Source organism: Paraburkholderia sp. A1RI_3L (genome assembly GCF_048957895.1).
In the GTDB taxonomy this organism is placed as follows: Bacteria; Pseudomonadota; Gammaproteobacteria; order Burkholderiales; family Burkholderiaceae; genus Paraburkholderia; species Paraburkholderia kururiensis.
The window spans coordinates 168,666-194,603 of sequence record NZ_JARCHA010000007.1; the positions used below are offsets into that span (position 1 = coordinate 168,666).

General features: G+C 65.3%; 24 protein-coding genes. 7 read left to right on the forward strand and 17 right to left on the reverse strand.

What is annotated here, in order from left to right:
* Positions 1-6: 6 nt before the first annotated feature.
* The 8 genes from PXJ20_RS19905 to PXJ20_RS19940 form a co-directional block, all read right to left on the reverse strand.
* Entirely contained in the window at positions 7-1,254 is a 1,248-nt protein-coding gene (locus PXJ20_RS19905) for a pilus assembly protein TadG-related protein (RefSeq protein WP_421031997.1), read from the reverse strand.
* Between the two features lie 24 nt (positions 1,255-1,278).
* Entirely contained in the window at positions 1,279-1,599 is a 321-nt protein-coding gene (locus PXJ20_RS19910; protein WP_421031998.1) for a hypothetical protein, read from the reverse strand.
* Positions 1,600-1,625: 26 nt separating this feature from the next.
* Entirely contained in the window at positions 1,626-3,581 is a 1,956-nt protein-coding gene (locus tag PXJ20_RS19915; RefSeq protein ID WP_421031999.1) for a type II and III secretion system protein family protein, read from the reverse strand.
* Positions 3,582-3,707: 126 nt separating this feature from the next.
* Entirely contained in the window at positions 3,708-4,544 is an 837-nt protein-coding gene (gene cpaB / locus PXJ20_RS19920; RefSeq protein ID WP_413215197.1) for a Flp pilus assembly protein CpaB, read from the reverse strand.
* 36 nt (positions 4,545-4,580) lie between these two features.
* The gene (locus PXJ20_RS19925) at positions 4,581-6,017 is read right to left on the reverse strand and encodes an ATP-binding protein (RefSeq protein ID WP_421032000.1); all 1,437 of its coding nucleotides are present in this window, start codon (positions 6,015-6,017) and stop codon (positions 4,581-4,583) included.
* Between the two features lie 77 nt (positions 6,018-6,094).
* Complete coding sequence (locus tag PXJ20_RS19930; RefSeq protein ID WP_199540744.1) at positions 6,095-6,643, reverse strand: A24 family peptidase; 549 nt, start codon at positions 6,641-6,643, stop codon at positions 6,095-6,097.
* Positions 6,644-6,689: 46 nt separating this feature from the next.
* Positions 6,690-6,878 (reverse strand): Flp family type IVb pilin, encoded by a 189-nt coding sequence (locus tag PXJ20_RS19935; protein ID WP_081601858.1) that lies wholly within the window; start codon positions 6,876-6,878, stop codon positions 6,690-6,692.
* 183 nt (positions 6,879-7,061) lie between these two features.
* Positions 7,062-7,244, reverse strand: coding sequence for a Flp family type IVb pilin (locus tag PXJ20_RS19940; RefSeq protein WP_413215195.1), 183 nt, complete (start codon positions 7,242-7,244; stop codon positions 7,062-7,064).
* Positions 7,245-8,527: 1,283 nt separating this feature from the next.
* Here PXJ20_RS19940 and PXJ20_RS19945 point away from each other — a divergent pair.
* The 5 genes from PXJ20_RS19945 (at position 8,528) to PXJ20_RS19965 (ending at position 13,480) form a co-directional block, all read left to right on the forward strand.
* Complete coding sequence (locus PXJ20_RS19945; RefSeq protein ID WP_421032001.1) at positions 8,528-9,772, forward strand: glycosyltransferase family 87 protein; 1,245 nt, start codon at positions 8,528-8,530, stop codon at positions 9,770-9,772.
* A 4-nt stretch (positions 9,773-9,776) separates the two neighbouring features.
* On the forward strand, positions 9,777-11,084 hold the full coding sequence (locus PXJ20_RS19950; protein WP_421032002.1) for a glycosyltransferase family 87 protein: 1,308 nt from the start codon (positions 9,777-9,779) through the stop codon (positions 11,082-11,084).
* A gap of 170 nt (positions 11,085-11,254) precedes the next feature.
* Positions 11,255-12,334 carry a glycosyltransferase gene (locus PXJ20_RS19955; RefSeq protein WP_017775240.1) on the forward strand — a complete coding sequence of 360 codons (1,080 nt, stop codon included), beginning with the start codon at positions 11,255-11,257 and terminating at the stop codon, positions 12,332-12,334.
* Positions 12,335-12,351: 17 nt separating this feature from the next.
* Positions 12,352-13,095 (forward strand): class I SAM-dependent methyltransferase, encoded by a 744-nt coding sequence (locus PXJ20_RS19960; RefSeq protein ID WP_421032003.1) that lies wholly within the window; start codon positions 12,352-12,354, stop codon positions 13,093-13,095.
* Positions 13,082-13,480 carry a GtrA family protein gene (locus tag PXJ20_RS19965; RefSeq protein ID WP_421032004.1) on the forward strand — a complete coding sequence of 133 codons (399 nt, stop codon included), beginning with the start codon at positions 13,082-13,084 and terminating at the stop codon, positions 13,478-13,480. The genes PXJ20_RS19960 and PXJ20_RS19965 overlap by 14 nt, the downstream gene beginning before the upstream one ends.
* A gap of 10 nt (positions 13,481-13,490) precedes the next feature.
* On the opposite strand, the gene PXJ20_RS19970 is transcribed toward PXJ20_RS19965, so the two are convergent.
* Together PXJ20_RS19970 and PXJ20_RS19975 are read right to left on the reverse strand one after the other, a co-directional pair.
* Positions 13,491-14,189, reverse strand: a complete 699-nt coding sequence (locus tag PXJ20_RS19970; protein WP_126879098.1) for an endonuclease/exonuclease/phosphatase family protein — start codon at positions 14,187-14,189, stop codon at positions 13,491-13,493.
* Positions 14,190-14,415: 226 nt separating this feature from the next.
* Positions 14,416-14,577, reverse strand: a complete 162-nt coding sequence (locus PXJ20_RS19975; protein ID WP_017775244.1) for a DUF1328 family protein — start codon at positions 14,575-14,577, stop codon at positions 14,416-14,418.
* Between the two features lie 448 nt (positions 14,578-15,025).
* Here PXJ20_RS19975 and PXJ20_RS19980 point away from each other — a divergent pair, with 448 nt between their 5' ends.
* Positions 15,026-16,942, forward strand: coding sequence for an AAA family ATPase (locus PXJ20_RS19980; RefSeq protein WP_421032005.1), 1,917 nt, complete (start codon positions 15,026-15,028; stop codon positions 16,940-16,942).
* A gap of 119 nt (positions 16,943-17,061) precedes the next feature.
* Positions 17,062-17,430 (forward strand): BON domain-containing protein, encoded by a 369-nt coding sequence (locus PXJ20_RS19985; RefSeq protein ID WP_421032006.1) that lies wholly within the window; start codon positions 17,062-17,064, stop codon positions 17,428-17,430.
* Between the two features lie 173 nt (positions 17,431-17,603).
* Here the strand turns inward: PXJ20_RS19985 and PXJ20_RS19990 are convergent, their stop codons facing one another.
* The 7 genes from PXJ20_RS19990 to PXJ20_RS20020 form a co-directional block, all read right to left on the reverse strand.
* Positions 17,604-19,067, reverse strand: a complete 1,464-nt coding sequence (locus PXJ20_RS19990) for a catalase (RefSeq protein ID WP_421032007.1) — start codon at positions 19,065-19,067, stop codon at positions 17,604-17,606.
* 184 nt (positions 19,068-19,251) lie between these two features.
* Positions 19,252-20,073 carry an alpha/beta fold hydrolase gene (locus PXJ20_RS19995; protein ID WP_017775248.1) on the reverse strand — a complete coding sequence of 274 codons (822 nt, stop codon included), beginning with the start codon at positions 20,071-20,073 and terminating at the stop codon, positions 19,252-19,254.
* 219 nt (positions 20,074-20,292) lie between these two features.
* Entirely contained in the window at positions 20,293-21,741 is a 1,449-nt protein-coding gene (locus PXJ20_RS20000; protein WP_421032008.1) for an efflux transporter outer membrane subunit, read from the reverse strand.
* 53 nt (positions 21,742-21,794) lie between these two features.
* Positions 21,795-22,949: an HlyD family secretion protein gene (locus tag PXJ20_RS20005; protein ID WP_421032009.1), complete on the reverse strand. Its 1,155-nt coding sequence runs from the start codon at positions 22,947-22,949 to the stop codon at positions 21,795-21,797.
* Between the two features lie 97 nt (positions 22,950-23,046).
* The gene (locus PXJ20_RS20010; protein WP_421032010.1) at positions 23,047-24,735 is read right to left on the reverse strand and encodes an MFS transporter; all 1,689 of its coding nucleotides are present in this window, start codon (positions 24,733-24,735) and stop codon (positions 23,047-23,049) included.
* A gap of 95 nt (positions 24,736-24,830) precedes the next feature.
* Positions 24,831-25,472, reverse strand: a complete 642-nt coding sequence (locus PXJ20_RS20015; RefSeq protein ID WP_017775252.1) for an HD domain-containing protein — start codon at positions 25,470-25,472, stop codon at positions 24,831-24,833.
* Positions 25,473-25,483: 11 nt separating this feature from the next.
* The gene (locus PXJ20_RS20020; protein WP_413215185.1) at positions 25,484-25,903 is read right to left on the reverse strand and encodes a DoxX family protein; all 420 of its coding nucleotides are present in this window, start codon (positions 25,901-25,903) and stop codon (positions 25,484-25,486) included.
* Positions 25,904-25,938 lie beyond the last annotated feature (35 nt).

A 25,938-nucleotide genomic window follows, 5' to 3' on the forward strand; every position in this document is an offset into this window, starting at 1 on the left:
TTGCCTCTACTGGAGTAACACCGGAACCTGCGGGCCTACGGCGCTGCCGTTGCCGGGTACGCCCTGCGTGGCGCACGGGCTGCCGGCGGCGGAAGACGAGCCGCGGTATTCGAGATGCACGGGGCCCGCGCTGCCGCCCGACTGCATGGGGTCGAGCATCAATACGCAGTCCCAGGAGGTGACGGCGGCGCTGTGGCCTGAGAGGAACTGCGTGCAGTCCACTTCCGGCGCGAGGGCGAGGCGGCGGTCAGCGCCCGCGGAGTAGCTAGTCTGCGCGTACGAACCGCTGGTGTTGAGTTGCGCAGCGGAGTCACCCTGATACGCGGTGAAGGTTTGCCGCTTGCTCACGAAGTCGCTGTACGCGTTGCCCGTGGTGGCGTTCCAGTTCGTGGACGTATAGGCGTAGCCCGTGAAGTCGGGCGTGCCGGCCGCTTGCGAATACGGGTTCGCGTAGATGCCGAAGCGCGTGTTATATGCCGCCGAGTCGGCCACCTTGTTGCCGGGCGAGCCGAGGCTCGTGCCGGTGGCAGGCAGCGAGCAGTAGTTGCCCGTGAGTTCGCTCTTGATTTCGGACGCGCTGTTGCTGCCGTCCAGCGCGGCCCAGCCGAAGTCGCCGGAACCGTAAGTGGGCGGCGAGCCGGTTTTGGCCGTGAGCCACTGCCCGATGGTGTACGACGAAGGACTCGACGGGCCTGCGGTGCCCGGCTTGCAGATGAACACCGGAATGGCGCAGGTGGTTTGCGCTGCGCCCACCGTGGCCACTGCCATGGCAGAGACCGAGGACGCGTTCGCCACCGTCGAGCCGGGCATCATGTTGAGCGTCTGGATGAACCAGTTCGCAATGCCCGTAAGCTGCGTGGTGCACTTCACGTACTTGATGTTGGCGGGCGCGGCCACTGAACTCTTCGGCATGAACGCGTTGTTCAGCGAGTCGCTGAAGGTGACGTTGCTGTCGGTGGAAAGCTGCACGGCGTTCTGCTGGAACAGCGCGAAGTTGAGGTGGCCCGCCGTAATGCCAGCTGCTTCGGACACCGACAGATTGATGGCTCCCGTCAGGTCGCGCGCGGCGGCGAGGGCGCACGCGTCGGCGCTGTTCTGCAGCTCGCTGCGCACCACGTACAGCTTGCCGAGATCGAGCGCGAGGCCGAGAAAGCCGATCAGCACGGCGATGGCCAGCGCGACGACGATGGCCACCGCTCCGCGCTCCTTGCGATGCGCGGCACGCCGCGCGCTCATTGAAGATCTCCGACGCATGACAGTCTCCCGCACACGTTGACGTTACTGGCCCGCGCCGCCGCCCGAACCGCTACCCACGCCGATCACGAATGCGTTCGGCGAGGGTGTGGGCGTATCGAAGCTTTTTTGATAGACGTCCACGGCAGAGACGGCAGCCCGGCCGTCCATGTCGTGCGAGGCCTGGGCGTGCTCGGCTGCGTGCGGGTCGATGATCTGGGCCTGCGTGACGGCGCGTACGGCCTCGCCGAAATGCGCGTCCCAGATCGGCGTGCTGGTCATGCAGCCGCCCAGCGCGAGGAGGGTGGTGCCAGCGGCCACGGCCGCCGTGGTGCGAGACGCGAGAGTGAAGAATGCGAGTTTCATGACGTTCCCCTTGAACAGTGCATGCATCAGTGGTCGGCCGGCTGGCCCGGCGTGCCGGCTTCGCGTGTGGCGATGCGTGCGGCTTCGTTTTCGATGCGCGAGACCTGGACTTCGGTGCTGGCATCGGACGGTGCAGCGGGCGCCGTTGTTGCTGCCGGCGCAGCGGCCGCCGGGCCTGGCTCCGGCGCGACCGGCTGGCTGGTTGCCTGTGCGCTGGCTGCCGTGCCTGCCTGCGGGTTTGCTTGCGGGCTTGTTTGCGGGTTTGTTTGGACAGTCGCCTGCGTGCTTGCCGCTGAGTCGCTGCGCGAGACCGGGCCAGGTGCCGTATCGCCTGTGTTGCCGGGTTGCGGCTGCGGCGGCGTGTTCGGCGAGGCCGGCATGCCGTGCAGCTTGCGGGCGCCGCCGCGGCCTTCCATCACGCCGGTAGCGTAGACGTCGGCCTCGTTGGGCTTGGTGAAGCTGTCCGTGGGCAGCGGCACGTTGCTCGTCTGAAGCGGCTTCACGAGGTGCGGCGTGATGATGAACACGAGTTCCGTGCGGTCCTGCTGGAACGCCGTGCTGCGGAACAGCGCGCCCAGCACCGGCACTTCGCCCACGCCGGGCAGCGCCTTCAACGTGCCGGACACGTTGTCCTTGATAAGGCCGCCAATCGCGAAGGTTTCGCCGTCGCCCATCTGCACCGTGGTGGACGCACGCCGCGTCGTGATGAGCGGCAGGATTGATACGTTCGAGACATTGGTGGCCGAAAGCGTCACGCCCGTGGCCGAAAGTTCGGATACCTCAGGAGCGACCTTGAGGTTGATGCGGCCGCTCGACAGCACGGTGGGCGTGAATTTGAGGGCCACGCCGAATTCCTCGGCCTGCAACGTGATGGTGGTGGCGCCCGTGCTGCTGCTTTGCGGTACGGGAATGAAGATCTTGCCGCCGGCAAGGAAGGTGGCTTCCTGACCGCTGATGGTGACGAGATTCGGCTCGGCGAGAATCTTCACGGGCTGGTCCGTGTTCTGCGCATCGATCGCTACGCGAAACGGCCGGTTGTTGGCCTTGTTCGCAACGAAAGCGCTGGAAACGCCCGCGAGCAGGTCGCTCACCACCGCGCCGGTCCATGAACCGAAGCCGCCCTGAATGTTGAGCGCAGAGCCCATCTGGTTCATGAGCGTCTTCGATACTTCGGCCACCTTGACTTCGAGCATCACCTGTTGCGGCGAGTCGATGGTCATCATGTTGATGACTTCGGACGGCTTGCTCGTGCTCGACATCTGCTGGCTCGCCGTGAACGCGCCGTTACCCGAACTGGAGGTGGCCGATTGCGACTGCTGCGTGGGCTGGGCGCCCGCGAAGGCCTGCGCGATGTGCATGGCCTGCTGGGCCGCCGCCGCGCTCGACACACGCCCGGCGAGCACGAGGTTGCCCGCAGCCGTCGCCACACGAATGTTGGGCTCTTCGGGCATCAGCTGCGCGAGCGACTGCTGCAAACCCGAGGGGTCGATATTGACCACCACGTTGATCATCTGGCACGCACCGCTTTTGCCCTGCACGATCATGTTCGTGGTCCCAACCGACATGCCGACCACGTACAACGTGCGCGGCGAAACCAGCGTGGCCTGCACGACGCTGGGGTTGCCGAGCGTGCGGTTGCGCGTGGGCTCGGCGAGCGGCACGAGCGTGGACTTGCCGACCGGCACCACCACGTTGGACTCGTCGTGCAGGGTGCCCGTGCAGTTCGGGCCGCGCAGCGGCGCGGCGGCTTCTGCGGCTGCTGCTGCGCCCGCCGGCATGGCGGCCATGCTGACCAGCATCGGTACGGCGCCGCGTGTCGCGGGAAGCGGGGCGGCCGCCATCTTCGAAGGCAGAGCGGCTTCCTGTGCCACGCCGGCCTGTGCGGTGAGCAGTGCGGCAAAGAGTGCCGCGGCGAGCGCCGTACCGCGAATCACGCAAGCGTGCGTGCGGCGCCGCGATTCAAATACCTGTGTGGTGTCCATTGACGTGATCCCCCGTGTGCCCGGTGACTTGCACCAGGATTCGACTTCATTGAGTTCGTTTGCTGCTTCGTTCGACGGCGGCGCGTGGTCGTGCGCGTCCATGTCTTACGTCGCCATTGCTTCGTACTAGAAACATTCCACGCTGCCGGCAACGCCCGACAGCACGCCCACGCAATCGCGCTTCACCGGCGTGTGAGCGACGTAGCGCACGCGGGCCGGATGCACGGGCGCTGCGACCGGTGCCGAAGCCGGCGCGGCCGGTGCTGCGCCGAGCAGCGTGATCTTCGTGGCGCCCTTCGTGTCCAGCGTCTGGCGGTCCACCTGATTGCGCAGCACGAGCGAGAGCGTGCCCACGCTGCGTGCGAGATCGAGCTTCTCAGCCTGATCCGGCGTCACTTCCAGCGTCACCGCGTTGACCACCTTCGGCTGCGTGTCGTCGCGGCTCACCTGCTGCGCGACGGCGAGCACGAGAATCTTTTCGAGCACGATCTTCGAGATGCTCTGCGGCGAATCGGGCTTGCCGGGTTCCTGCGTGTTCACGATCACGTCCACGTAGTTGCCCGGCAGCGCAAAGCCCGCCACGCCCACCACGTCGTTCACGCGGACCGTGATGGCGCGCCGTCCTGCACCGATCACGGCGGAGAGGCCGCCCTTCGTGCCGATGGGCGCGAGCTTCGATTCGAGCACCGGCTCGCCGCGTTCGAGGCTCGTGCGTACCACGCGCCCTTCCAGCGACTTCGCATCCGTGAACGCACCCGGCGGCACGCTGGCGCTGGGCCAGTTCACGACGCGAATCTGGCTCGGGCCGAGCGGCTCGCCCAGATTGACCTCGGCTGTGGCCACGGCCACGGGCGTCACGGCGCTGGACGAGCTCTGCACGAGCCAGCGCGACGCGAACAGGACGGCGGCGAGACCCGCCAGGATTGCGACGGCAAGCATCGCAAGGGCACGGCTGTTTTTCATGGCAAGACTCCTCGACAGATCATGGTTAGGTGCGGATCAACCCGACGCCAGCTTGCGGGCGGCACGTTCTTCGTCGCTCGGATGGATGCCGTCGTGGTCAGGAAGAACTCCGAAATAACTGCACCACGCGTCGCGCAGCGCGGCCTGTGTGGCGACTTTCGGTTCGCCGCGGTAGTACGCGGCGGCGGCGACGAGGCGCAGCAGATCGTTCGGGTAGCACGCAAGGAACGGCTTGCCGGACGGAATATGCAGGCGATGCACCAGGTAGGCGAAAGCGTCTTCCGGAGCCTCGACGCCGAGCGCGGCGCAACAGGACTCGAACACCGCGCGGTAGTCGTCGATGGCGAGCGGGCCCACGTAGATCTTCGAACCCAGCCGGCGCAGAAACGCTTCGTCTTCGAGTTCGGCCGGCTCCAGGTTGCTCGAGAACACGGGCCACACATCGAAAGGCACGGAAAAACGCGAACCGTTCTGCAACGTGAACAGATCGAAGTTGCGGTCGAGCGGCATAAGCCAGCGGTTGAGCAGATCGCGCGGCTCGATGCGCTGGCGGCCCAGGTCGTCCACGATGTAGATGCCCATGTTGGCTTTCATGTGCGGCGGCGCCTGGTAGAAACCGGTGGAAGCGTCGCGGCGCAGGTCGAGCATGTCGAGCGTGAGTTCGCCGCCCGAGATCACCACGGGCCGGCGGCACAGGCGCCAGCGGCGGTCGCCGGGCTGCGCGGGCGCTTCGCCTGCAGCGTCTTCATGCACGAGCGGGTCGTACAGCTGCACGATTTCGCCGCCCGCGTAGATGGCGTACGGCACTGGCACATCGCCGCGCAACAGACGGCCGAGACGCTCGGCAAGGAACGTCTTGCCGCTGCCCGCGGGGCCGTACAACAGCAGCGGACGGCCCGCGTTCAGCGAAGCGGCGGCGGCATCGAGCACCGTGGGGTCGATTGCGATGTTGTGGAACGCGGCCTGCACGTCGTTGCGCACGATTCGCAGCGAGCGAACCGAATGGTTCGCGATGCCATCGATATAGCTTTCCAGCGTGACCGGCGCGGGGCCGAAGTAGGCGCACCGGGCGAGTTCGTCGTGCGCGGCGGCCCGGCCCGCGTCCGTGAGGCGCAGGTGCACGTCTACGTCGCTTGCGCCGCGATGGCTGATTTCGGCAAGGCGTTCGCGCACCAGGTGGGCCAGCACGTCGTCGAGCACGCTGATGGGCAGGCGGTGCCGTTCGGAGAGATCGGCGAAGCACGACTTGCCGTGCACGTGTGTCGACTTCAGCACGAGGGCCGCGACGAAGGTGGCGGGCAGGCCCGTGTCCGCGAGCGTGCGCGGCGCGCGCAGAGTACGCGCTGCATCGGCTGCCGTGTGATCTGTGTGGCCGTTCGCGCGACTGTCGGCAGCGGGCGTGCTGTCTCGCGCAGCGTCACGCATCGCGGCCGCGCCGCCTCTCGCTTCGTATCCGATGTTGTCCGTATCCATCGCGTTACCCCGCTTGCTTGTTCTGTTCTTGCCTGGTTGAGTCAGTCTTGCTGTTGTGTTGGTGTTCGCGTGCATCGCTATGCGACCGTCGCGAACAGCATCCCCAGTGTTCCCGCTGCGATGGCGACGCCGTAGGGCATCGTGCCCACCGAGCCGGGCAGTTGCCGCGGGCCCGTGGCGCCGTCTTGCACTGCCTGCGATGTGTTGCGCGCAATGGCGCGCAGATTGCGGGCCAGCTGCCGTGCCCGACCGCGATACACGACGAGTGCAACCGACCCGATGCCGCCCGCAATGAACGCCGCGAGCGCGATATGGAATGCGAGTGCGGGGCCAACCCAGGCGCCGACGGTCATCATCAGCTTGACGTCGCCTGCGGCCATGCCGCGCAACAGATAGAAGGGCAGCAGCAGCGCGAAGCCGGTTGCGGCCCCTGTGAGCCAGAGCAGCGCACCCGCTGCTGCACCGTGAATTGCGCACTGAACGAGGAGCGCCACCGCGAGGCCCGTTGCCACGACGATGTTCGGAATGCGTCGGGCCGTGATGTCCGTGCTCGCCGCAACGATCACGAGCAGCGCCACACACAGCGGAATCGGCTGGGCGGGCAGAGGCGGCAAGGGCAGGTACATGGCGTTCTCCGTGGCGCGTTCGTCGTGCTTTCGTGGTACGTGTCGCTCAGAGATCCGAAGCGACGGTGTTGAAGACCGACTGCAGATCGGTGCCGATCGTCGTGACCGCACCAATGATCACGATGGCGATCAGCGCGCCGATCAATGCATATTCGATGGAGGTCACGCCTTCGTCGGCGGATGCGAGGCGCGCTGCGAGGCCGCGGCTCACAAGCGTTGCGAGGCGCGAACGCATCTGGCTTGCGGTGCGTGACGCGGCACGCGTCCTGTTGATCGAGCGTTCCATGACGGTTCTCTCCTGGTCTACGGGTTCACATCCACGTATGGCGACAAGCGGCGATGGCCATGTGATGTCGAGGACGATTCGCGAGAAAACGAGCCAGGGAAACCCGCGAATCGCCCATCGACATGCACATCCTCAGGTTGCTGCCGTCAGATCGGTGCCGATCGAGGTGAACACCTTCTGCAAGTCGGTACCGACCGTGGAAACGGCGCCCATGATCACGACGGCGATCAGCGCAGCGATCAGGCCGTACTCGATGGCGGTAACACCGTCTTCGTCGCGAACGATTTGCTTGACGAGGTTGATGATCTTCGACATGACTTTCTCCTTTTGGATAACTAAATAAACACCATTGAGATCAATGGTTTGCGGGTTGAAACGACTGGCACTACAGGTTTACTGCGCGTTACAGCGGTACAGCGGAAGAAACGACGCCGGTCATGCGGAGCTCAGACGGTCCGCAAGGGCATAGGTGCACGCATGCACATGCCTTTGCGGGCAGTCTGGGCGACCGTCACTGTCTGACTGGCAAGCGGGTGCGAAACCACCAGCCGCACGCGACGCCCAGGGGCGCTCGCGCAGAAGCGGCGAGGCAGTTCGCTCAAGGAAGGAAAGGAAGCAGCGGGGCGCCGATGGGCGGTCTCGCTGCGGTGGCGGCTGGAAAGCCTTGTAGTGACATGCTTGTTCATTTTCTTCATCCCCCGACTTGCAATCGTATGTGGCGTCCGGCCGGCACCGGCGCCTTGCTGCAAGACTACGACTACCCACCATCGCCTCACGCGGGAGATTGCCTTCATGGTGGCAGGCTCCGCATGAGCGAATGTCCCCGAGGGCGACGCCTTTGCGATTCTGTGTTGTATCTCTGTTGAACTGGTGAATCGCGGTTCGTCACGTCGTCGACTTGCGCGACCAACCTATTGCAAACAGTGGGCCAGATTTCCCAAAAACCAGGAATGACGGGGCTGTTCAGGCATGCGACGAAAAATCGAGGTGGGCGGGGCGTTACAAAAGGTAACGATTTTGAAAAATGGTGCGCTGCGTGCGGCATCCCGAATCGGCCGGAAAGCCTTGCCTGGCAAGGCACAAAAAATATGCCAGGGACTTTCCCTGAGGCAGCGACGACGTAGCGCGGAGATAGCTATCCGGTTTTGCAAAGCGCGAAGCGAACGGAATTGTTTCAAGGTTGCAACGCTAGCCAGGTTGATGGTCCTCAACGCCACAAAACCCCTCAATTTCTAGCCTTTTCAGGTCAGAGGAAACCCGATCGTGTAAACCCCGCAGGCTTGCAAGTCGCTCATTTTTTTTCTAACAATGGAGTACCGCGCGTCATGCACGAAAGATGGAGACGTGAGGTTGCGTAGTAATCCGTAGTGAAATGCGAGGGCACACAGTGCCACGTGAAGCCACGCAAAAACACGCACTATCACGGAGCAAAACGCGGCGCTATGCCTTTATGTTCGGCAGCGCACACAGCAACACAAAAGTGACACACAGGTAGCACGAAAAGCAAAAACAGAACGCAAGGGATGTCTGCATCGCGGACGTGAAATGCGCAATGCCGGTGTGACCAACCGGTCGTCAAACGAAGAATGCGGGGAATCATGTACGTCGCGAATCGGGGAGCGCGAAACGGCGGAAGCCGTTACGACGGAAGCGGGTGGTTGAACCGCGAGCGCGTGGTGTTGTACGGGGGCGCAACCCTCGCGCTCGCCGTCATCTGGCTTCTGGTATGGGCGTACATCAGCGGCGGCTTCACGCAGGAGGACGCGCCGCGTCCCGGCATCGACTACTCCGTCTTCTGGACCGCGTCCTGGCTGATGCTGCACGGCACGCCGGCCTCGGTCTATCACTATCCGTCGTTTGCGCAGGCGCAGACCGCGCTGCTCGGCGGTTACATGAACCACGGCTTTCTTCCGTGGCTTTACCCGCCCACGTTGCTCATGCTGGTGACGCCCGTTGCGCTGTTGCCCTATGCGGCGTCGCTCCTGCTGTTCACCGTGCTGGGCTGCGCTGCGTTTGTCGCCACCGTGCTGGAGGTTTCGTCGTTCAAGGTGCATCTGGGACGGCCCGGGTTTGCCGCGCTGATCGTGCTCGCGTTTCCAGGCGTGCTCGTGGCGGCCATGTTGGGGCAGAACTCGCTGGTTACGGCGGCGCTCGCGGCCTATGCGATGGGCGTGATGGCGCGCAGCCCGGTGCGGGCCGGCGTATGCATCGGTCTGCTGGCCATCAAGCCGCAAATGGCCGTGCTGTTTCCGTTCGTACTTATTGCCGTGCGTGACTGGCGCGTATTCGCGAGTGCGGCGGTGAGCGCGCTCGTGCTGGTGGCAGCGAGCCTCGTTGCGTGCGGCACGGCGTCGGTACCTGCGTTCGCGGCCGGCACCGCTATCGTGCGCGAGCTGGTGCTTCAACATAGTGTGTCGTACTGGACTGTGTCGCCTTCGGCCTTCGCGACGATGCGTCTCGCAGGGCTTTCGCTATTCGCTTCCTACGGTGTCCAGATCTTCGTCGCACTTGTGGCAGCCATCGGCACCTTGCGTGTCTGGATGACGAGCCGCGATATGCGTTTGCGCGCAGCCGCGCTTGCGGTATCCACGCTGCTGGTGACGCCCTACGTGTGGCACTACGAACTGGCGTGGCTGGGCATCGCGGTTTTCTGCCTCGCGGCTTGCGGTTTCGAAAAAGGCTGGCTGCGTGGCGAGCAAACCGTGCTTGCACTCTGCTGGCTGCTGCCGGTGTACGAGAGCGCCAACCGGTTGCTCAAGTTTCCGCAGATTGGTCCCGTCGTACTCCTGCTCATGCTGCTGATGACGATGCGGCGGGCGCGGTTCGAGTCGCGTGGGAGGTAATGTCATGAGACCGCTCGCCCGTCACGCGCTGTCGCCTACGTGGAACCGGCCATTGGCCGAGTTGCCCGTAGCGGGCCCGAGGCGACGCCCGCACTGGCTGGGCCGGCGGCGCGTGCGTATCTACGCGGCTGCGGTGCTTGCCTGCCAGTTGCTGTTCGCGGGCATTTATCTGTACCGCCTGTATGTGTTGCGCCATCCTGGTCTCAGTCCGCTGGCGCTGGACTTTCTGCCCACGTGGAGCGCGTCGTGGCTCGCGTTGCACGGACACGGCGGCGAGGCATGGCAACTGGATCGGCTCGCCGCTATCGAGCAGAGCATCGTGCCGTCGCTGCGCGAGACCGGCGGCCAGTTGCCCTGGTTGTACCCGCCTTTCGCGCTGCTGCTCATGCAGCCGGTAGCGCTCTTGCCGTATCCGCTGGCGGCCGTGATCTGGAGCGGCGGCACCTGGCTGTGTTTCGTCGCCGCCATCAAGGCGATCGTGCCGCGTGGCGACGCCGTCTTTCTTGCGGCCGCTTTTCCCGCCGCGCTGCTTGCCGCCGCAATGGGCCAGAGCAGCCTGCTGACCGCGGCGCTTGCAGCAACAGGATTGATGTTGCTGCGTCGGCACCCGGTTGCGGCCGGCATTTGCTTCGGGCTGCTGTTTATCAAGCCACATCTGGCGGTGTTGTTTCCGCTGGCGCTTCTATGCGGCCGTGCGTGGCGTGCGCTTGCCGCATTGCTTGTCACCGTGGCCACGCTGCTCGCGCTGAGCGCGATCGCTTTCGGTGCGGACGCACTGGTGTCGTTCGTAGCCAACGTCGGCATGATGGCCCGCTACGTGGAGAACGGGCCGGCGCCGTTAGCTCGCATGCCGACGTTCTTCGCCATGGCGAAACTGTCGCACGCACCGGTTGCGCTCGCCTATGCCCTGCAGGGAGCCTCTGCGTTGCTGGCCGCAGGCATCGTCGTTCTTGCATGGACGCGCGAGGCCGCTTATGCATTGCGAGCCGCTGCATTGATTGGCGCCAGCCTGCTCGTGAGCCCCTACCTGTACGACTACGACCTCACCTGGTACGCGGTATTCGCGGCGTGGCTTGCGAGGCATGCGCTGGCGCGCGGATGGCGAGCGGGCGAGCGCGAATGTCTCGCCGCGCTCTGGTTGATGCCGCTCGCGGGGCTGCTCGTGGTGAGCCGTGTGCCGTTGCAGTTCATGGCGCTTGCCACACTCGTCGCGCTCGGGCTCGTGATGGTGAGGATGAGCCATGAGCGACGCGAGTCGCCATGCCTGCCCATCGCGGACGAAGCCGATCTGCGCGGCCGACGCTGGCCGTGAAGCATTGAACAGGACGAACCATAACGATCGAACCTTGCCGGGTGCGTGAACCATAAAGCACAAGAACAAACGACGAAGTACGCGCAACGAAGCGCCTGGAAAGAACAACGCCGCCGCGCCCAAAGCGCGGCGACACCACACGCAATACAAGCAATACGGGGAGCAGCATCATGTCGAACCATAACCACACACCGCTCGTTTCACTGGTGGTTCCGTTCTACAACGAGGGCGAAGCGGTCGAGAAGTTCTTTTCTGGCGTTATGCCGGTACTCGAAGACATAGAAGGTATCCGCTTCGAGATTGTCTGCATCAACGACGGTAGCCACGACAGCACACTGGATCAACTCGTCGCGGCGAGTGCACGCGATGCGCGCGTGCGCGTGATCGATCTCACACGCAACTTCGGCAAGGAAGCGGCGCTTACGGCGGGCCTCGACGAGGCAAACGGCGACGCGGTGATTCCGATCGACGCCGACCTGCAAGATCCGCCGGGTTTGATTCCCGTGATGATCGCGCACTGGCGCGAGGGCGCCGAGGTGGTGGTGGCGAAGCGCAGCAATCGAGCCTGCGATTCGTTTGCGAAGCGCACCGCAGCCGGGCTCTATTACCGCGTGCACAACCTGCTGTCAGAAGTGAAGCTGCCCGAGAACGTGGGCGACTACCGGCTCATGGACCGCCAGGTGGTCAACGCGCTGCGCAGTCTGCCCGAACGTCGGCGCTTCATGAAAGGGCTCTTCGCGTGGGTGGGCTATCGCACCGTGGTGGTGGAGTACGAGCGCGAGGCGCGCTCCGCGGGGCACTCGAAATTCTCGGGCTGGCGGCTCTGGAATTTCGCGCTCGAAGGCATCACGAGTTTCAGCACGGTGCCGCTGCGCACATGGACCTACGTGGGGCTCGTCATCGCGCTGCTCGCGTTCGTGTACGGCGGTTTCATCATCGGTCGCACGTTGCTGTTCGGCAATCCTGTGCCGGGCTACGCGTCCGTGATCTCGGTGTTGCTTTTCATGGGCGGCATCGAACTCATCGGAATCGGCGTGGTGGGTGAGTACATCGGGCGCATCTATTACGAGTCGAAAGAACGTCCCGTGTATCTGATTCGCCGCCGTTATCAGACCCACAGCAAGGTCACGCCGCTGCCTGTTGGACGCGTGAACCGCGCCGGACGCAGCGATTTGCGCACCGCTCAAGCCCTGCGCCCCGACTTCGCTCGCCGCCGCGCGGGTGTGCGGACGCGCGCGGCGGGCCATTAAAAATAGAGGAGACCGACATGTCACCCGAAGCCTACCTCGAGATGGCCGAGACGGAAGCCGAACACTGGTGGTTCAAGGGGCGCCGGGACGTGCTGCTCGCGGTGCTGGAACGCCTTGCCTTGCCGGAACAGGCGCGCGTGCTCGAAGTGGGGTCGGGCACGGGCGGCAATCTCGCGCTGCTCGAACAGTTCGGGCATGTGAGCGGCCTGGAGATGGACGAGACGGCACGCCGGCTCACGGACCGCAAGACCGGTGGCCGCTTCGACATTCGCGCTGGCCGTTGCCCCGACGACGTGCCGTTCAATGGCCAGCAGTTCGATCTGATCTGCTTCTTCGATTGCCTCGAACATATTCCCGATGACGTGGGATCGCTCGCGCAGATGCGCAAGCTGCTCGCGCCTGGCGGCGCGATGGTGGTGACGGTGCCCGCGTATCAATGGCTCTGGAGTCCGCACGACGTGTTTCTGCATCACTGCCGGCGCTACAGCCGCAGAGCACTCGTAGACTGCGCACGTGCTGCAGGGTGCAAGACGCAGCACGTGACCTACTTCAACACGCTGCTGTTTCCGCTTGCGGTGGCCGCGCGCTGGGCCGACCGGCTATTGCGCCGCGAACGATCGACAGGCGACGCCGTTCCGGTGCCGCCCGTGAACGCGCTGCTTTATCAAGCCATGCAGGCGGAAAGCCGCTGGCTGACGCGACATACGTTGCCATTCGGCGTCTCGCTGCTTGCCGTACTGACCGCCGATGAAGCAGCCTGAAATCGTGGCGTGGACTGCGCGCGACATTGTGAAGCTGCTGCGTTTCGGGGTCTCCGGCGTCATGGCCACCGCAGTTCACGCGATGGTGGCCATGATGCTGATCGTGAAGGCAGAGGCGGCCCCCATGCTCGCGAACGTGCTCGCGTTTCTCTGCGCGACAGGCGTCTCTTATCTGATGAATACGCTCTGGAGTTTCTCCGCGCCGGTTGACGTGCGCAACGCATGGCGCTTCGCCGTGGTCTCGGCGCTGGGACTCGGGATGACGGCGCTCGTCTCGGGTGGCGTTCAACTCGCAGGCGGTGCGCCGTGGTCGGGCATCGCGGCGGTGGCCTGCGTCGTGCCGCCGGCCACCTTCCTCGTTCATCGCGCATGGACGTACCGCTGATTCGCGTGCCTCAGTACGTGAACACCTGCGGGTAGTGGTCCGACGCGCCCGCCAGTTGGGTCTGCTGTTGATACGCGAAGCCGATAGCGTTGGTGACTGCGTAATCCAGAATGCCCCCGCTTTGCTGCGTCGCCCGATTGCCGCGCACGATGTTGCCCACCGGCGGGGCCACGAATCCCGGCACGGTCGGGTCCGCGTTGAAGTCGCCGACGCAGGCCCATGTGCCGCCAATCGCGTTGATCTGTGCGAGCTGCGTGTTGTTCCAGGCGCAGGTTTGCTGAAGCGTGGTGTGGAGGCCATCCACGGGCGGGCTATGAATCGAGTAGACGGAGATGACGTTGCCGTTCCACGGGTCGCGCACGGTAATCCACGGCATGGCGCGCGGGTTCGTGGGTACGTAGCCATGCACGGCGGCGGGCGGCAGGATGCCGTAGTTGTTGATGCCGATGTTGCTCAGTACGGCAAGCCCGCCCTGCGCCCACACGTTCTCCCAGTAGACGCACTGCATGAAGCCATACCCCACACGGAAGTTGCCCGTGTAGCCGATGATCGCGCCCATGCCGTTGAGGATGGGCGCACGTCCTTGCAGATGTTCCGCAAGGTTGCCGCATTCCTGAAGACACAGCACGTTCGCGCCGGTTTGCTGCACGACCTGATTGATGTACGGCGTGTTGACGCCGCCCTGCATGTTCCATGTAGCCACGATCATGTTGTCTCTCCTTTGAACAGCGGTTCGATACGCGCCACCGCACGAAGCCGGTCGGCAATGCGTATGAACGTACGAGGCCCGCGCTTGTGAATGCGTCGCGATGTGCGATGCGCAGGGAATGCGCGGGCAGGAGAGAGCCGGACGAAAAAAACCACGCCCCCGGCAGGTCGCGGCGTGGGCCGCGCGCTGCCGGGGGCGCGCAAGGGAAGTCAAACGTGAGCCGTGCCTAACGCCTGACGAGGCCCATGATCAACGTCACGATGAAGATGACGAGGAAAATGAAGAACAGCAGTTTGGCAATACTTGCCGCGCCCGCTGCAATTCCGCCGAAGCCGAATGCGGCGGCAATAATCGCGATGATGAAAAAGACCAGAGCGTAGTAGAGCATGAGTGACCTCCTTATGGTTTCCTCTTCCGCGGCCGGTGCACGGACGGTCCAGTGGTAGAGCAAGCGCTGTGCCTCGGTGGGGCGCGGCGAGCATGCGCCAGTAGTCCGTAATAAATGCCGAATACGGAAATAGCGGGGAAATAGCGGGGAAAAATTCGCTTTTTCGGGCCTTATGAAGCCCTGCGATAGCAGGCATAATGCCCATGGTGCACTGCGATTAATGAGGGTCGTAATCGCGATGTTCCTTTGCTGAGACCCAGGCGGCCTGCACGCGGGCCGGGATTCGATCTGCGCGGCGGTTCACGCATCCCCTGCATGAACGGCCTGCCGTACCGGGCATGAACCAGGCGAGTAAAACGCCTGCGCGCGCCGGCCACACCTTCGCACATCTCTTCTCCCCGGGTTCCACGCTCATGTTCGACATGCGGCCCCTATCTGGAATCGATTGATGAAACCCGCACGGAATTCGCTGTGGTCACGTATTGGCCGGCACGTCATGCTCGCCGTCGCCGCAACGGCGATCGTCGCCACCGCGACGTTTGCGTACTGGCGGCACGAGCAGCAGGGCGCGGCCACGCAGGCCGCGCTGACAGGCATTGCAAGCCAGATGCGCAGCGACGCATCGGCATGGACGCGCCGCGAGAAAGACGCCTCCGCCATGCTGAGCGACATTCGCGAACAGCACGTGGCGGCAATCGGCGTGGGCCGCAATGCGATTCTGGTGTCCACCACGGCGGGCGAGCAGTATTTCGTGGCGGACCATAACGGCGCGTTTTCGAACGCGCTGCTGCTGGGTGAACTGAAGGACGCAACGCGCGCGCCGTATCAACTGGTGTGGCTGCCGGACGCCGACGTTCGCACCGGCGCCGCGCGCTGGACCAGCGTCGTGGACCGCACGCGCGACATGCTGAGCCTTTTTCTGCCGCTCGTCATGATCGGCGGGCTCGCGTGGTTCATGCGGCGCGAAATGCGCGGCGGCGCGCAACTGCTCGAACGTTCGCCCGCGCTGCGCTTTGGCGATGTGATTGGCGCAGGCGAAGCCAAGGCAGCGCTCGCCGACGTGCAGGCTTATCTCGCGGCGCCCGCGCAGTTCACGAGCATGGGCGTGCGTGCCCCGTGCGGCGTGCTGATGACGGGCGGCCCGGGCGTCGGCAAGACGCGTCTTGCGCAGGCGCTGGCTGGCGAGTGCGGCGCGAACTTCATCTCCATCACGGGCAGCTATTTCAGTGCGAAGTACTACGGCGTGGGCATCCAGAAGGTTCGGCACCTCTTTGAACTCGCGCGCAAGAACGCACCCACGGTGATCTTCATCGACGAAGCCGACGGCCTCGGCAAGCGCACCGACGCTGGCGGTGGGTCGGTGGAAGCGGAGAGCAACCGCATCATCAATCAACTGCTCGCGGAGATGGACGGCTTCGAGTCCAACGAAGGCGTGATCGTGGTGGCCGCGACGAACCATCCGGACAATCTCGACGAAGCCCTGCGCCGGCCAGGGCGTTTCGATCGCACGGTCAACGTGCGATTGCCTGACCTCGAAGACCGCGCGCAGATTCTGCGGTTTTACGCGACGAAGCTGAAAACGACGATCGACCGCATCGACTTCTATCAGCTCGCGCGGCTCACCACAGGTTTGTCGCCGGCTACGCTTTCGATGATCGTGAACCAGGCCGGGCTGCTCGCACGCAAGGCCGGCGACCACGAAGTGATGTCGGCGCACTTCATCGAGGCCATCAAGATTGCGCGCATTGGCGACGTGAACGGCACGGAGCGGGCGCTTTCCGAAGAGGAACGCATGCGCATTGCCGTGCATGAGGCCGGGCATGGCCTTGTGGCCGCGTTGCTCGGCACCGGCGTGCTGGAAGAGGTGACCATTCTGCCGCGCGGCGGCGCGTTGGGCGTGGCGCTCATCACGAAGACGCAGGACAAGCACCTGTACCGCGAAACGGAAATGCGCAACGAGATTCAGGTGCTGCTGGGCGGCCGTAACGCGGAACTGCTGGTGTTCGGCGAAGCGTCGAGCGGCGCGGCGCAGGACCTGCAGGAAGCCTCGCGCATCGGACTCGACATGGTCTCGAAGTTCGGCTTCAACGCGGACGGCAACCTGTTCAGCCTCGCGGCGCTTCCACAGCAGGTGGCGGGCTTGCAACTCAAAGGCGCGATTGGCCACGCGAACGTGCTGCTCGCCGAATTGAACGACGCGTGCCACGCGCTGCTGCAAGCGAATGAACCGGTGCTGCGCGAGATTGCGGACCGGCTGCTCGAGGTGGAGACCGTGCCGGGCGAGACGGTGTACCGGCTCATTCAGGAACACGCGGCTACGGGTAGCGGTGCCGTGCGGCTCGCCCAGGAAGCGGCCGCAGCCTAAGAACCCACGCAGCAATCAGGCGTCGGAACAACGATTAAGCCGCATCCAAGGACTTTTAAGCCTCGGTGAACTAACGTTCGACATGCCGTTCAACGACTGTTCACTCGAGGAGAAAAGCAATGAAGAAGTTCTGGATGACGCTTGCCGCGACTGCCGTGGCCACCGCAGGCATTGCTGCCCACGCGGACGAAACGGGTTACGCGCCTCCCGTGGAAAACCACGCCGCGCACCCGTCCAGCGCAGCGGTGGCACGCAAGGCGATGCGTTCCGCGGACCGCAAGCTCGCGAGTGCCGTGCGCAAGGCGATCGTGAAGGGCGGCGGCGTCGACACAGCCCACCTCACGGTGCTCGCACGCAGCGGCAAGGTCACGCTTACCGGTACGGTGCCGGAAGAAGGGCAGATCGCGCTGGCCACGCAGCGCGCGCAAGGCGTGAGCGGCGTCGCGGACGTGACGAACCGGCTCGCTCTCGCCTCGCCGGGCCACTGAGGACGGCTGGCTTGCAGGCCTGAATTTGCCGACCTGAATTGAACCAGGACTGCGGACCCGGACCACGAACCAGGAACCTGCGAGCCAACGCAGCGCACATCGCCTAAACCCCACGGCGAACCAATAAGGCGGCGAACGGCGCAGGCGCCGTTCAGCCCCGCCGTTCAGGTCTCTTACGCCTTCCTTTCCTCCGCCCGCGCAGCCATTGCCGCAATCACGCCTTCGGCATACGCCGCATCGGCACGGCGGAAATGCTCGACCTGCCGCTCCACGATTTCCTTCGGTACACCGTCGATGGCCGCTGCGATGTTCGCGAACAGGCGCTCACGCTGAGCCGCGTCGAACAGGCGGAACAGCGCGCCCGGCTGGCTGTAGTAGTCGCCGTCTTCACGATGGTCGTAGTGGTCCACGGTGCCGCCCGCAAGCGGCGGCTCTGCCGCGTTGCGGTCCTGCGTGAAGTCGCCGAAGCGGTTCGGCTCGTAGTTCACCGTGCCGCCCAGGTTGCCGTCGGTGCGCATCGCGCCATCGCGGTGAAACGCGTGGTGGAACGGACACTTCGGCGCATTCACCGGAATCTGGTGGTGGTTCACGCCCAGCCGGTAGCGCTGCGTGTCGCCGTACGAGAACAGCCGCCCCTGCAGCAGACGGTCCGGCGAGAAGCCGATGCCCGGCACCACGTTGGCCGGCGTGAACGCGGCCTGCTCCACGTCCGCAAAATAGTTCTGCGCGTTGCGGTTCAGTTCGATCACGCCCACGTCGATCAGCGGGTAATCCTTGTGCGGCCACACCTTCGTGATGTCGAACGGGTTGTAGGGCACCTTCGCCGCATCGGCCTCGGGCATCACCTGGATGCAGAACGCCCAGCGCGGGAAGTTGCCCTGGTCGATGTGCTCCACGAGGTCGCGCTGCGCGCTTTCGCGGTCGGCGGCGATCACCTGCGCGGCTTCCTCGTTGGTGTAGTTCTCGATGCCGTTGAGCGACTTGAAGTGGAACTTCACCCAGAAGCGCTCGTTACTGGCGTTGATGAACGAATACGTGTGCGAGCCGAAGCCGTGCATCTGGCGGTAGTTCTTCGGAATGCCGCGGTCACTCATGAGAATGGTGACCTGATGCAGCGACTCGGGATGACGCGACCAGAAGTCCCACGCGGCCACGTTGTTGCGCAGGTTGGTGTACGGGTCGCGCTTCTGGGTGTGGATAAAGTCGGGGAACTTGAGCGGGTCGCGGATGAAGAACACGGGCGTGTTGTTGCCCACCACGTCCCAGTTGCCTTCCTCGGTATAGAACTTGATGGAGAAGCCGCGCACGTCGCGCTCGGCGTCGGCGGCGCCGCGTTCGCCGGCTACCGTGGAGAAGCGCATGAAGAGCGGGGTTTCCTTGCCGGGCTGGGCGAAGACCCTGGCTTTCGTGTACTGCGTGATGTCGTGGGTGACCTTGAGCGTGCCGAAGGCGCCGGAGCCCTTGGCGTGCACGCGGCGTTCGGGGATGACCTCGCGGTCGAAGTGGGCGAGCTTTTCGAGCAGCCACACGTCCTGGAGCATGACCGGGCCACGCGGGCCCGCGGTCATCGAGTTCTGGTTGTCGGCAACGGGCGCGCCGGCGGCCGAGGTGAGATGGGTGAGGGTGTTGGAAGTCATGGCCTTGGGTCGACGCGAGGTCGAAGAAACGGGATGGAGCGCGGCGCAATCCGCCGCGTGCAGCGGACGCAACGCGCAGGACATGCGCCGCCTCTGCGGCACGTGGAGTCGACCCTCAGCCCGCGGAAGATGCCCTGAAAACGGGCGGCCTCACCGCGCGCTGAAGGCCGGCGCACCGCGTGCTTTACGACTGCAGGAACGCGAGCAGGTCCGCATTGACCTGGTCTGCGTTCACCACGCACATGCCGTGCGAGGCCCCGGCATAGACCTTCAGCGTGGCGTTCTTCACGATCTTCGCGGAGAGGCGGCCGGCATTGTCGATGGGCACGATCTGGTCGTCGTCGCCGTGCAGGATCAGCGTGGGCACGTCGATCTTCTTGAGGTCTTCCGTGTAGTCCACTTCCGAAAACTCGTGGATGCACTGGTACTGGCCGTAGATGCTGCCCGCCATGCCCTGGATCACGAACGCGTCGATAGCTGCCTGCGAGACCTTGGCGCCCGGCCGGTTGAAACCGAAGAACGGCGTTGCCAGATCCTTGTAGAACTGCGGACGGTTTTCGGCCACGCCCTTGCGGATGCCATCGAACACGTCGAGCGGCAGGCCGTTGGGGTTCGCGTCCGTCTTGATCATGATGGGCGGCACGGCGCCGATCAGCACGGCCTTCGCCACGCGCTTCGTGCCATGACGGCCGATGTAGTGCGCCACTTCGCCGCCGCCCGTGGAGTGACCCACGAGCGTTGCTTCGCGCACGTCGAGTGCGTCGAGCAGCGCGGCGAGGTCGTCGGCATACGTGTCCATGTCGTTGCCCTCGAACGGCTGGTCCGAGCGTCCGTGGCCGCGGCGGTCGTGTGCGATCACGCGAAAGCCGTGCTGCACGAGGAACAACATTTGGGCATCCCAGGCATCGGCATTGAGCGGCCAGCCGTGCGAGAACACGACCGGGCGGCCAGTGCCCCAGTCCTTGTAGAAGATCTGCGTACCGTCTTTCGTGGTGATGGTGCTCATGTGTGTGCTCCTGTGAGCGATGGCGGCCACGCGTCGCACGGAGTGCTGCGGGCTGCCAACGCGGTTGAAAAGAACGTGATGCCTGACTGATGCGGCACAACCGGCACGACCGGCATAACCGGCACAACCGGCACAACCGGCACAACCGGCACAACCGGCACAACCGGCACAACCGGCACAACCGGCTGGCGCGTGTGCCGCGCCAACCGACGCGCCGCACTACGGTGCCGCGACTCGCGTGATGGTCGATACCCTGGAATCCGCGGCCTCGCTCGGCGCAGACCAGCCCCCGCCCAGCGACTTGTAGAGCGCGACCAGCGCGAGCGCCGTGTCGCGGTCGGTCTGCGCGAGCTTGTCGTCGGCGGCATAGAGCGAGCGTTCGGCGTCGAGCACGGGCAGGAAGTCCACCAGACCCTGGCGATACAGGCGCGTGGCCACGGTCACGGCTTCGCGGTCGCTCGCGGTTTCCGCGCTCAGTTGATCGCGACGCACGCGCGACTGGCCATACGACACCAGCGCTGTCTCCACGTCGCGCAGCGCGCCCAGCACGGTGCGCTGGTAGGCGGCCGCGGCGGCGTCGGTGCGCGCCTCTTCGGCATGCACCTGAAAGCGCACGCGGCCCGCATCGAAAATCAGCCAGCGGATGCTGGGCCCCACCGAGAGGTACCGGCTGGGCGAGGTGAGGAACGTAGAGGCATCCAGACTCTCCAGCCCCGCTGCGCCCGTGAGCGAGAAGTGCGGATAGAGGTCGGCCTTCGCCACGCCGATGCGCGCGTGGGCTGCTGCGAGCCGGCGTTCTGCCGCGCGAATGTCGGGGCGCCGCTGAAGCAGGTCGGAGGGCAGGCCGACGGGCACGTCGGCGACCGGCGCCGGAATGGCCTGGGGCGCATCGAGTTGCGCGAGCAGTGCTTCGGGTTGACGCCCCACAAGCGCGCCGATCCGATAGATCGAGCCGCGCGCGTGCGCGGTGAGCGAGGGGATTTCGGCCTGTGTGTCCGAGACCAGCGCTTCGGCACGCAGCATATCGAGCCGCGACGCGAGGCCCGCATCGAACTGGGCGCGCGTGAGCACGAGCCCATCCTGCTGGATGGCGAGATTGCGGCGCGCCACGTCGAGCCGGCGCTGCGCGCCGCGCAGCTCGATATAGTTGCGCGCGATTTCGGCGGCCAGCGTGAGCCGCACGTCCTCACTGCCGGCAACGGCGGCTTCATACGAAGCGTTCGCAGATTCGACGCTGCGCCGCGTGCCGCCGAACACGTCGATTTCCCACGACGCATCGAAGCCCGCTTGCCAGAGGTTGCCGTTCTTGCCCGGCCCCATGCCACCGGGTTGCACGCCGGTGGGCACGTTGGCGCTGCCGTGCGTGCGGCGATAGAGGCCACCCGCATCGACCTCGGGATAGTCGGCCGCGCCCGCGATGCCGCGCAACGCGCGGGCTTCGCGCACGCGTGCCTCGGCTTCGGCGATATCGGGCGCGGATTGCAACGCGTCTTCGATCAGCGCGTTCAGCGTGGCGTCGCCCAGGTTCTGCCACCAGCTATCGAGCGACGCATCGGGCGAAGCCGACTTCGACGAAGCCTGCGCGCGCTCCCCATACACCGCAGGCAGCGCCGTTTTGGGCGCCACGTAATCGGGCCCCACAGTGCAGCCCGCAACCATGCCGGCCATGACACAGGACACCGCGCCCGCGAGCCACGCCCGCGAGCGTCGACGTCCCCGCGCTAGTTCAGGAATTCGAGCCATTTCGGCTGCTCCCTGACGAAGATCCGCGTTTCCACTGACATGCCCGGCGCGATCCACTTCATCGCTTCGCCGGGGTTGTCGAACTCGATCTTGACCGGCACACGTTGCACGATTTTGACGAAGTTGCCCGTGGCGTTTTCCGGCGGCAGCAGCGCGAAGCGCGAGCCCGTGCCGCGCTGGATGCTGTCCACGTGGCCGCGCAGGTGCAGGTCGGGGAAGGCATCCACGTCGACGGCCACTGCCTGGCCGGGACGCACGCGCGTGAGCTGCGTTTCCTTGTAGTTGGCGATGACGTAAAGGTGTTCGGGCACCACCGAGAGCAGCAATTGACCCGGCTGCACGAAGTTGCCGGGCTCCACCGTTTTCTTCGCGATGCTGCCTGCTTCGCCGGCATAGATCTTCGTGTACGTGAGGTTGAGCGCGGCCTGGTCCACGGCGGCGCGCGCCTGGGCTACGGCGGCTTGCGCCGTGGCGGTCTGTGAGCGTACGAGTTTCGCTTGCGCCTGGGCGGCCTGAACGCGAACCTGTGCCGCGATGACCGAGGCACGCGTGCTCGCGGCCGCCGCCTTACCTTCGTCCACGCGCTGCGAAGACACGGCGCGAATGTCGGATACCGATTGCAGGCGGCTCAGGTTCACCTGGGCAAGCTTCGCGTTGGCTTCGGCGACCTCGAGTTCGGCCCGCTGACGTGCAATTTCCGCATCGGCCACGGGAATCTGGTCGCGCGCTTCCTGGAGCTTGCCTTCGGCATCGGCGAGGCTTGCTTTGGCCTGCTCCAGTTGCACCGCGTAATCGCGCGGGTCCAGTTCGATCAGAAGCTGGCCCGCTTGCACCTTGCTGTTGTCGTCCACGTAGAGCTTTTTCACGTAGGCCGGCACCTTCGGAATGACGGATACGACGTGGGCGTCCACGTAGGCGTCGTTCGTGCGCTTCTCGTAGAGATCGGGCACGAGGAAGTACAGCGCGATGAGCACGAGCACGGCGAGCCCGAGCGCGCCGAAGACCAGCGAGCGCCGGCTCGCGGGCGGCACGGCGACCGGAGGCGGCGCGGCGGGACCAGGCGACACCCCGGCCGCAGGCGCAGCCGCATTGCGCTTTTCAGCGGGCGTTTCGTGCAGCGGGGTCTCGCTCATTGCGACCTCCTATCAGCGGAGGCGGCGAGTGACGGGAGCGCATCGTGCCTTCGGGCCGGTTGCCGTGCGCGGGCAGCGCAGCAGGTTGTGTCGTGATTCATGATGTTTTCTTCGGAACAGGCGTGAGAGGCGTAAGCGGCGTGAGCGGCGTGAGCGTCGCGGTTGCAACGGGCGTAGGCGGCACGAGCGGGAGCACGCAGAGCGTGAGCACGCCCACGGCGGCCATGAAGGCGAACGCGTCGGCGTAGGCGAGCGTCGCGGCCTGATGCGCGGTCTCTTCGGCCAGCATGCGCACCGCGGCGCGCGAGCTGTCGAAGCTCGTATAGCCGCCGTTGCCCGTGAGCGTGGCGCCCAGCGTGGCAAGCCAGTCGCGCGTGACGTCGCGGTCCATGCGGACGTGGTCTGCGAGGCGCGACGAATGCAGCGTCTCGCGATGGGTGATCAGGATAGTGAGCAGCGCCACGCCCAGCGACGCGCCGAACTGGCGAAACGTCATGTAGAGCGATACGCCGTCCAGCAGCCGGTTCTGCTCGATTCTCGCCACGGTGCCGCTGCCCACGGCGGGCAGGAGCGGCGAGAGGCAGGCCGCATAGAGCACGAGCGGCAGCACGAAGTAAGGGCCGGGCGTGCCCGTGGTGAGCAGCCGGTGGAATACGACCATCGAGGCGATCAGCATGACGAGCGCGATCGCAATCGTCTTGCGCTGGCCCACACGTGTGATGAGCGGCACGATGAGCGGTCGCATGGCCGCGGCGGAGAGCGCGTAGACGCACATGATCTGGCCCGTCTGCGTCGCGCTGTAGGTGTTCGCCGCGAGGTTGCGCAGGAATTCGGGCAGCACGAAGACGCTGCCCGAGAGAATCATGCCGGTGAACACGCCCAGCACCGCGGACGAAAGCACGTGGCGGTCGCGCAGCAGGTCGATGCACATGAGCGGCGAACGATTGGCGGGACTGCCTTGCCAGGCCACGAACAGCACGAATGCGGTCGCGCCCGCGAAGGCGAGCGTGCGCAGATGCGCCGAGCCGAACCAGCCGTCTATCTCGCCGCGATTCAGAATGACCTGCAGCGAAATGAGCGCAATGGCGAGCAGCGCGATGCCGGGCCAGTCCGTCTGCACGACGCGTTGCGACGAGGCGGGCGGCATGACCGGAAAGTAGCGGGCAATGAGCCACAGCGCGGCGCCAGCATAAACGAGGTTCGGCAGGAAAATGAGGCGCCAGTCGTAGTGGTCGGTGATGTAGCCGCTCGCGAGCAGACCGGCGGCGCTCGACAGATAGAGCACCGTGGAGACGCGCATCAGCGAGGGGCTGCGTTGCGGCTTGGGCATCAGCACGTAGATGCTCGCGCGCCACCACACCACGAGCCCCGCCGCGGCGAGACCCTGCAGCGCGCGCCAGACAAGCATCGTCTCGAAGCCGGGCGAAAGCGCCACGCCCATCGAGGTGCCCGCGAAGGCCACGATGGTGGCGAGCAGAAAGCGCCGATAGCCGACATGGCCCGCGAGCCACACGGAAACCGGTACGCCGAGAAAGAGCGCGCAACTGTAGAGGGTGAGCAGCCAGCTCGCCTCGTCGCCGGAGACGCCGAGTGAGCCTGTGAGGTCCGGCAGCACGAGATTCATGCTGTCGAACGTGTAGAACTCCATGCCGGTGGCGAGCCCGAGTCCCATCAGCAGCGGCCCGGTGTGGGCCGGGGGAATGGTGGGCAAAGCGGCGGACGCGGCGGCGCTCCCAGCCTGCGCCGGGGCGTGCGATGCGGAGGTCGGACGGGCAAGGTCGGTCATGAATGACGGCTCAGGTGATGCGTGCGGGCGAATCGACGGAAACGGTGCAAACAAAACGGTACGACGCACGAAAGCGGTGCCGCCGTGCTTCGCCGCTAGTCCTTCCAGTGCGAGCCGAGAATCAGGCCGCAGAAATTTCTGCGGCGGTAGTTCGGGTCGCACCGTTCGAGCACGTCGGCATTCGCGGTGCCGAAGGTGGTGAGCGGGCGCCGCTCCATGCCTTGCGCGAACGTTTCGAGAATCTGTTCCTTGAAGCGCGGGCCGCGCGGAAACGCGTTCACCACTTCATCGCGATCGGCCTGGCACACCTCGTCGAAGTGCATGCCGAGCAGGTCGGTTTCCACGCCCGCGCCCAACAGCGCCGTGAGCGAGGGCATTTCCGCGTGCAGGCCGAACGACGTGTGAAGTGCCACGGCGCGGGCGGCTTCGGCCACGTCGTCGTCGCGCACGCCGTGGCACGAGAGAAACGCCTGCAATGCATTGGCGCTGTCCAGCTCGAAGCGCTTCTGCGAATCGCGATAGAGGGGCGTGAGCCCGATGTCGTGAAAAAGCGCGGCCACATAGAGCAATTCGGTGTTGCAGGCCAGCGCACGATGCTTGCCGACCAGCGCGCCGAACAGAAACACGCGCACCGAATGCCGGTAGAGAATGTCCGGTTCCATAGCCATGACCGTGGCGAGCGCGGCCTGTGCCATGGTGCTGTCCGGTATCGGAATGCCGGCGACGCAGCGGCTCATCGTGTCTCCTGTCACAGATCGAGCAGTGCGGCGAGCGAGTAATGCCCTGCGCCCCCGATGGCGATGGTGCCGAACAGGATCAGCAGCATCCACGCGAACTGCCCCTGTTCCACGGTCCATTCGGGATGTACGCGCAGCAGCGCGATCGCGGTCACGGCCATGACGGGCAGCGCTGCAAGCCGCGTCGCGACGCCCAAGATCACGAGCACGGGGCACACCACTTCCGCGAAGATCGCGAACGCGATGGTGAGCCGCTTGCCGAAGTGGAACGGGTCTTCTATGGCCGCGGCCTCGCTGGCGTAGTGCCGCACCTTCGGCAGACCGTGCACGATGAGCAGCAGCACGCTCGCGCTCACGCGCAGGAAGAGCAGGGCGATGTCGTTGGAGTGCGCTGCGAAATTCGTCGTGATGCGAGCGAGTGCCAGGTTCATGGTGTGCGATCCGGGTGACAGGGAACGAAGCGCGA

Bases quoted from the DNA above. Each gene is read 5' to 3' on its own strand.
- PXJ20_RS19905 (WP_421031997.1), bottom strand. From the start codon at position 1,254: ATGCGTCGGAGATCTTCAATGAGCGCGCGGCGTGCCGCGCATCGCAAG.
- PXJ20_RS19910 (WP_421031998.1), bottom strand. From the start codon at position 1,599: ATGAAACTCGCATTCTTCACTCTCGCGTCTCGCACCACGGCGGCCGTG.
- PXJ20_RS19915 (WP_421031999.1), bottom strand. From the start codon at position 3,581: ATGGACACCACACAGGTATTTGAATCGCGGCGCCGCACGCACGCTTGC.
- cpaB (WP_413215197.1), bottom strand. From the start codon at position 4,544: ATGAAAAACAGCCGTGCCCTTGCGATGCTTGCCGTCGCAATCCTGGCG.
- PXJ20_RS19925 (WP_421032000.1), bottom strand. From the start codon at position 6,017: ATGGATACGGACAACATCGGATACGAAGCGAGAGGCGGCGCGGCCGCG.
- PXJ20_RS19930 (WP_199540744.1), bottom strand. From the start codon at position 6,643: ATGTACCTGCCCTTGCCGCCTCTGCCCGCCCAGCCGATTCCGCTGTGT.
- PXJ20_RS19935 (WP_081601858.1), bottom strand. From the start codon at position 6,878: ATGCGTTCGCGCCTCGCAACGCTTGTGAGCCGCGGCCTCGCAGCGCGC.
- PXJ20_RS19940 (WP_413215195.1), bottom strand. From the start codon at position 7,244: ATGTCGAAGATCATCAACCTCGTCAAGCAAATCGTTCGCGACGAAGAC.
- PXJ20_RS19945 (WP_421032001.1), top strand. From the start codon at position 8,528: ATGTACGTCGCGAATCGGGGAGCGCGAAACGGCGGAAGCCGTTACGAC.
- PXJ20_RS19950 (WP_421032002.1), top strand. From the start codon at position 9,777: ATGAGACCGCTCGCCCGTCACGCGCTGTCGCCTACGTGGAACCGGCCA.
- PXJ20_RS19955 (WP_017775240.1), top strand. From the start codon at position 11,255: ATGTCGAACCATAACCACACACCGCTCGTTTCACTGGTGGTTCCGTTC.
- PXJ20_RS19960 (WP_421032003.1), top strand. From the start codon at position 12,352: ATGTCACCCGAAGCCTACCTCGAGATGGCCGAGACGGAAGCCGAACAC.
- PXJ20_RS19965 (WP_421032004.1), top strand. From the start codon at position 13,082: ATGAAGCAGCCTGAAATCGTGGCGTGGACTGCGCGCGACATTGTGAAG.
- PXJ20_RS19970 (WP_126879098.1), bottom strand. From the start codon at position 14,189: ATGATCGTGGCTACATGGAACATGCAGGGCGGCGTCAACACGCCGTAC.
- PXJ20_RS19975 (WP_017775244.1), bottom strand. From the start codon at position 14,577: ATGCTCTACTACGCTCTGGTCTTTTTCATCATCGCGATTATTGCCGCC.
- PXJ20_RS19980 (WP_421032005.1), top strand. From the start codon at position 15,026: ATGAAACCCGCACGGAATTCGCTGTGGTCACGTATTGGCCGGCACGTC.
- PXJ20_RS19985 (WP_421032006.1), top strand. From the start codon at position 17,062: ATGAAGAAGTTCTGGATGACGCTTGCCGCGACTGCCGTGGCCACCGCA.
- PXJ20_RS19990 (WP_421032007.1), bottom strand. From the start codon at position 19,067: ATGACTTCCAACACCCTCACCCATCTCACCTCGGCCGCCGGCGCGCCC.
- PXJ20_RS19995 (WP_017775248.1), bottom strand. From the start codon at position 20,073: ATGAGCACCATCACCACGAAAGACGGTACGCAGATCTTCTACAAGGAC.
- PXJ20_RS20000 (WP_421032008.1), bottom strand. From the start codon at position 21,741: ATGGCCGGCATGGTTGCGGGCTGCACTGTGGGGCCCGATTACGTGGCG.
- PXJ20_RS20005 (WP_421032009.1), bottom strand. From the start codon at position 22,949: ATGAGCGAGACCCCGCTGCACGAAACGCCCGCTGAAAAGCGCAATGCG.
- PXJ20_RS20010 (WP_421032010.1), bottom strand. From the start codon at position 24,735: ATGACCGACCTTGCCCGTCCGACCTCCGCATCGCACGCCCCGGCGCAG.
- PXJ20_RS20015 (WP_017775252.1), bottom strand. From the start codon at position 25,472: ATGAGCCGCTGCGTCGCCGGCATTCCGATACCGGACAGCACCATGGCA.
- PXJ20_RS20020 (WP_413215185.1), bottom strand. From the start codon at position 25,903: ATGAACCTGGCACTCGCTCGCATCACGACGAATTTCGCAGCGCACTCC.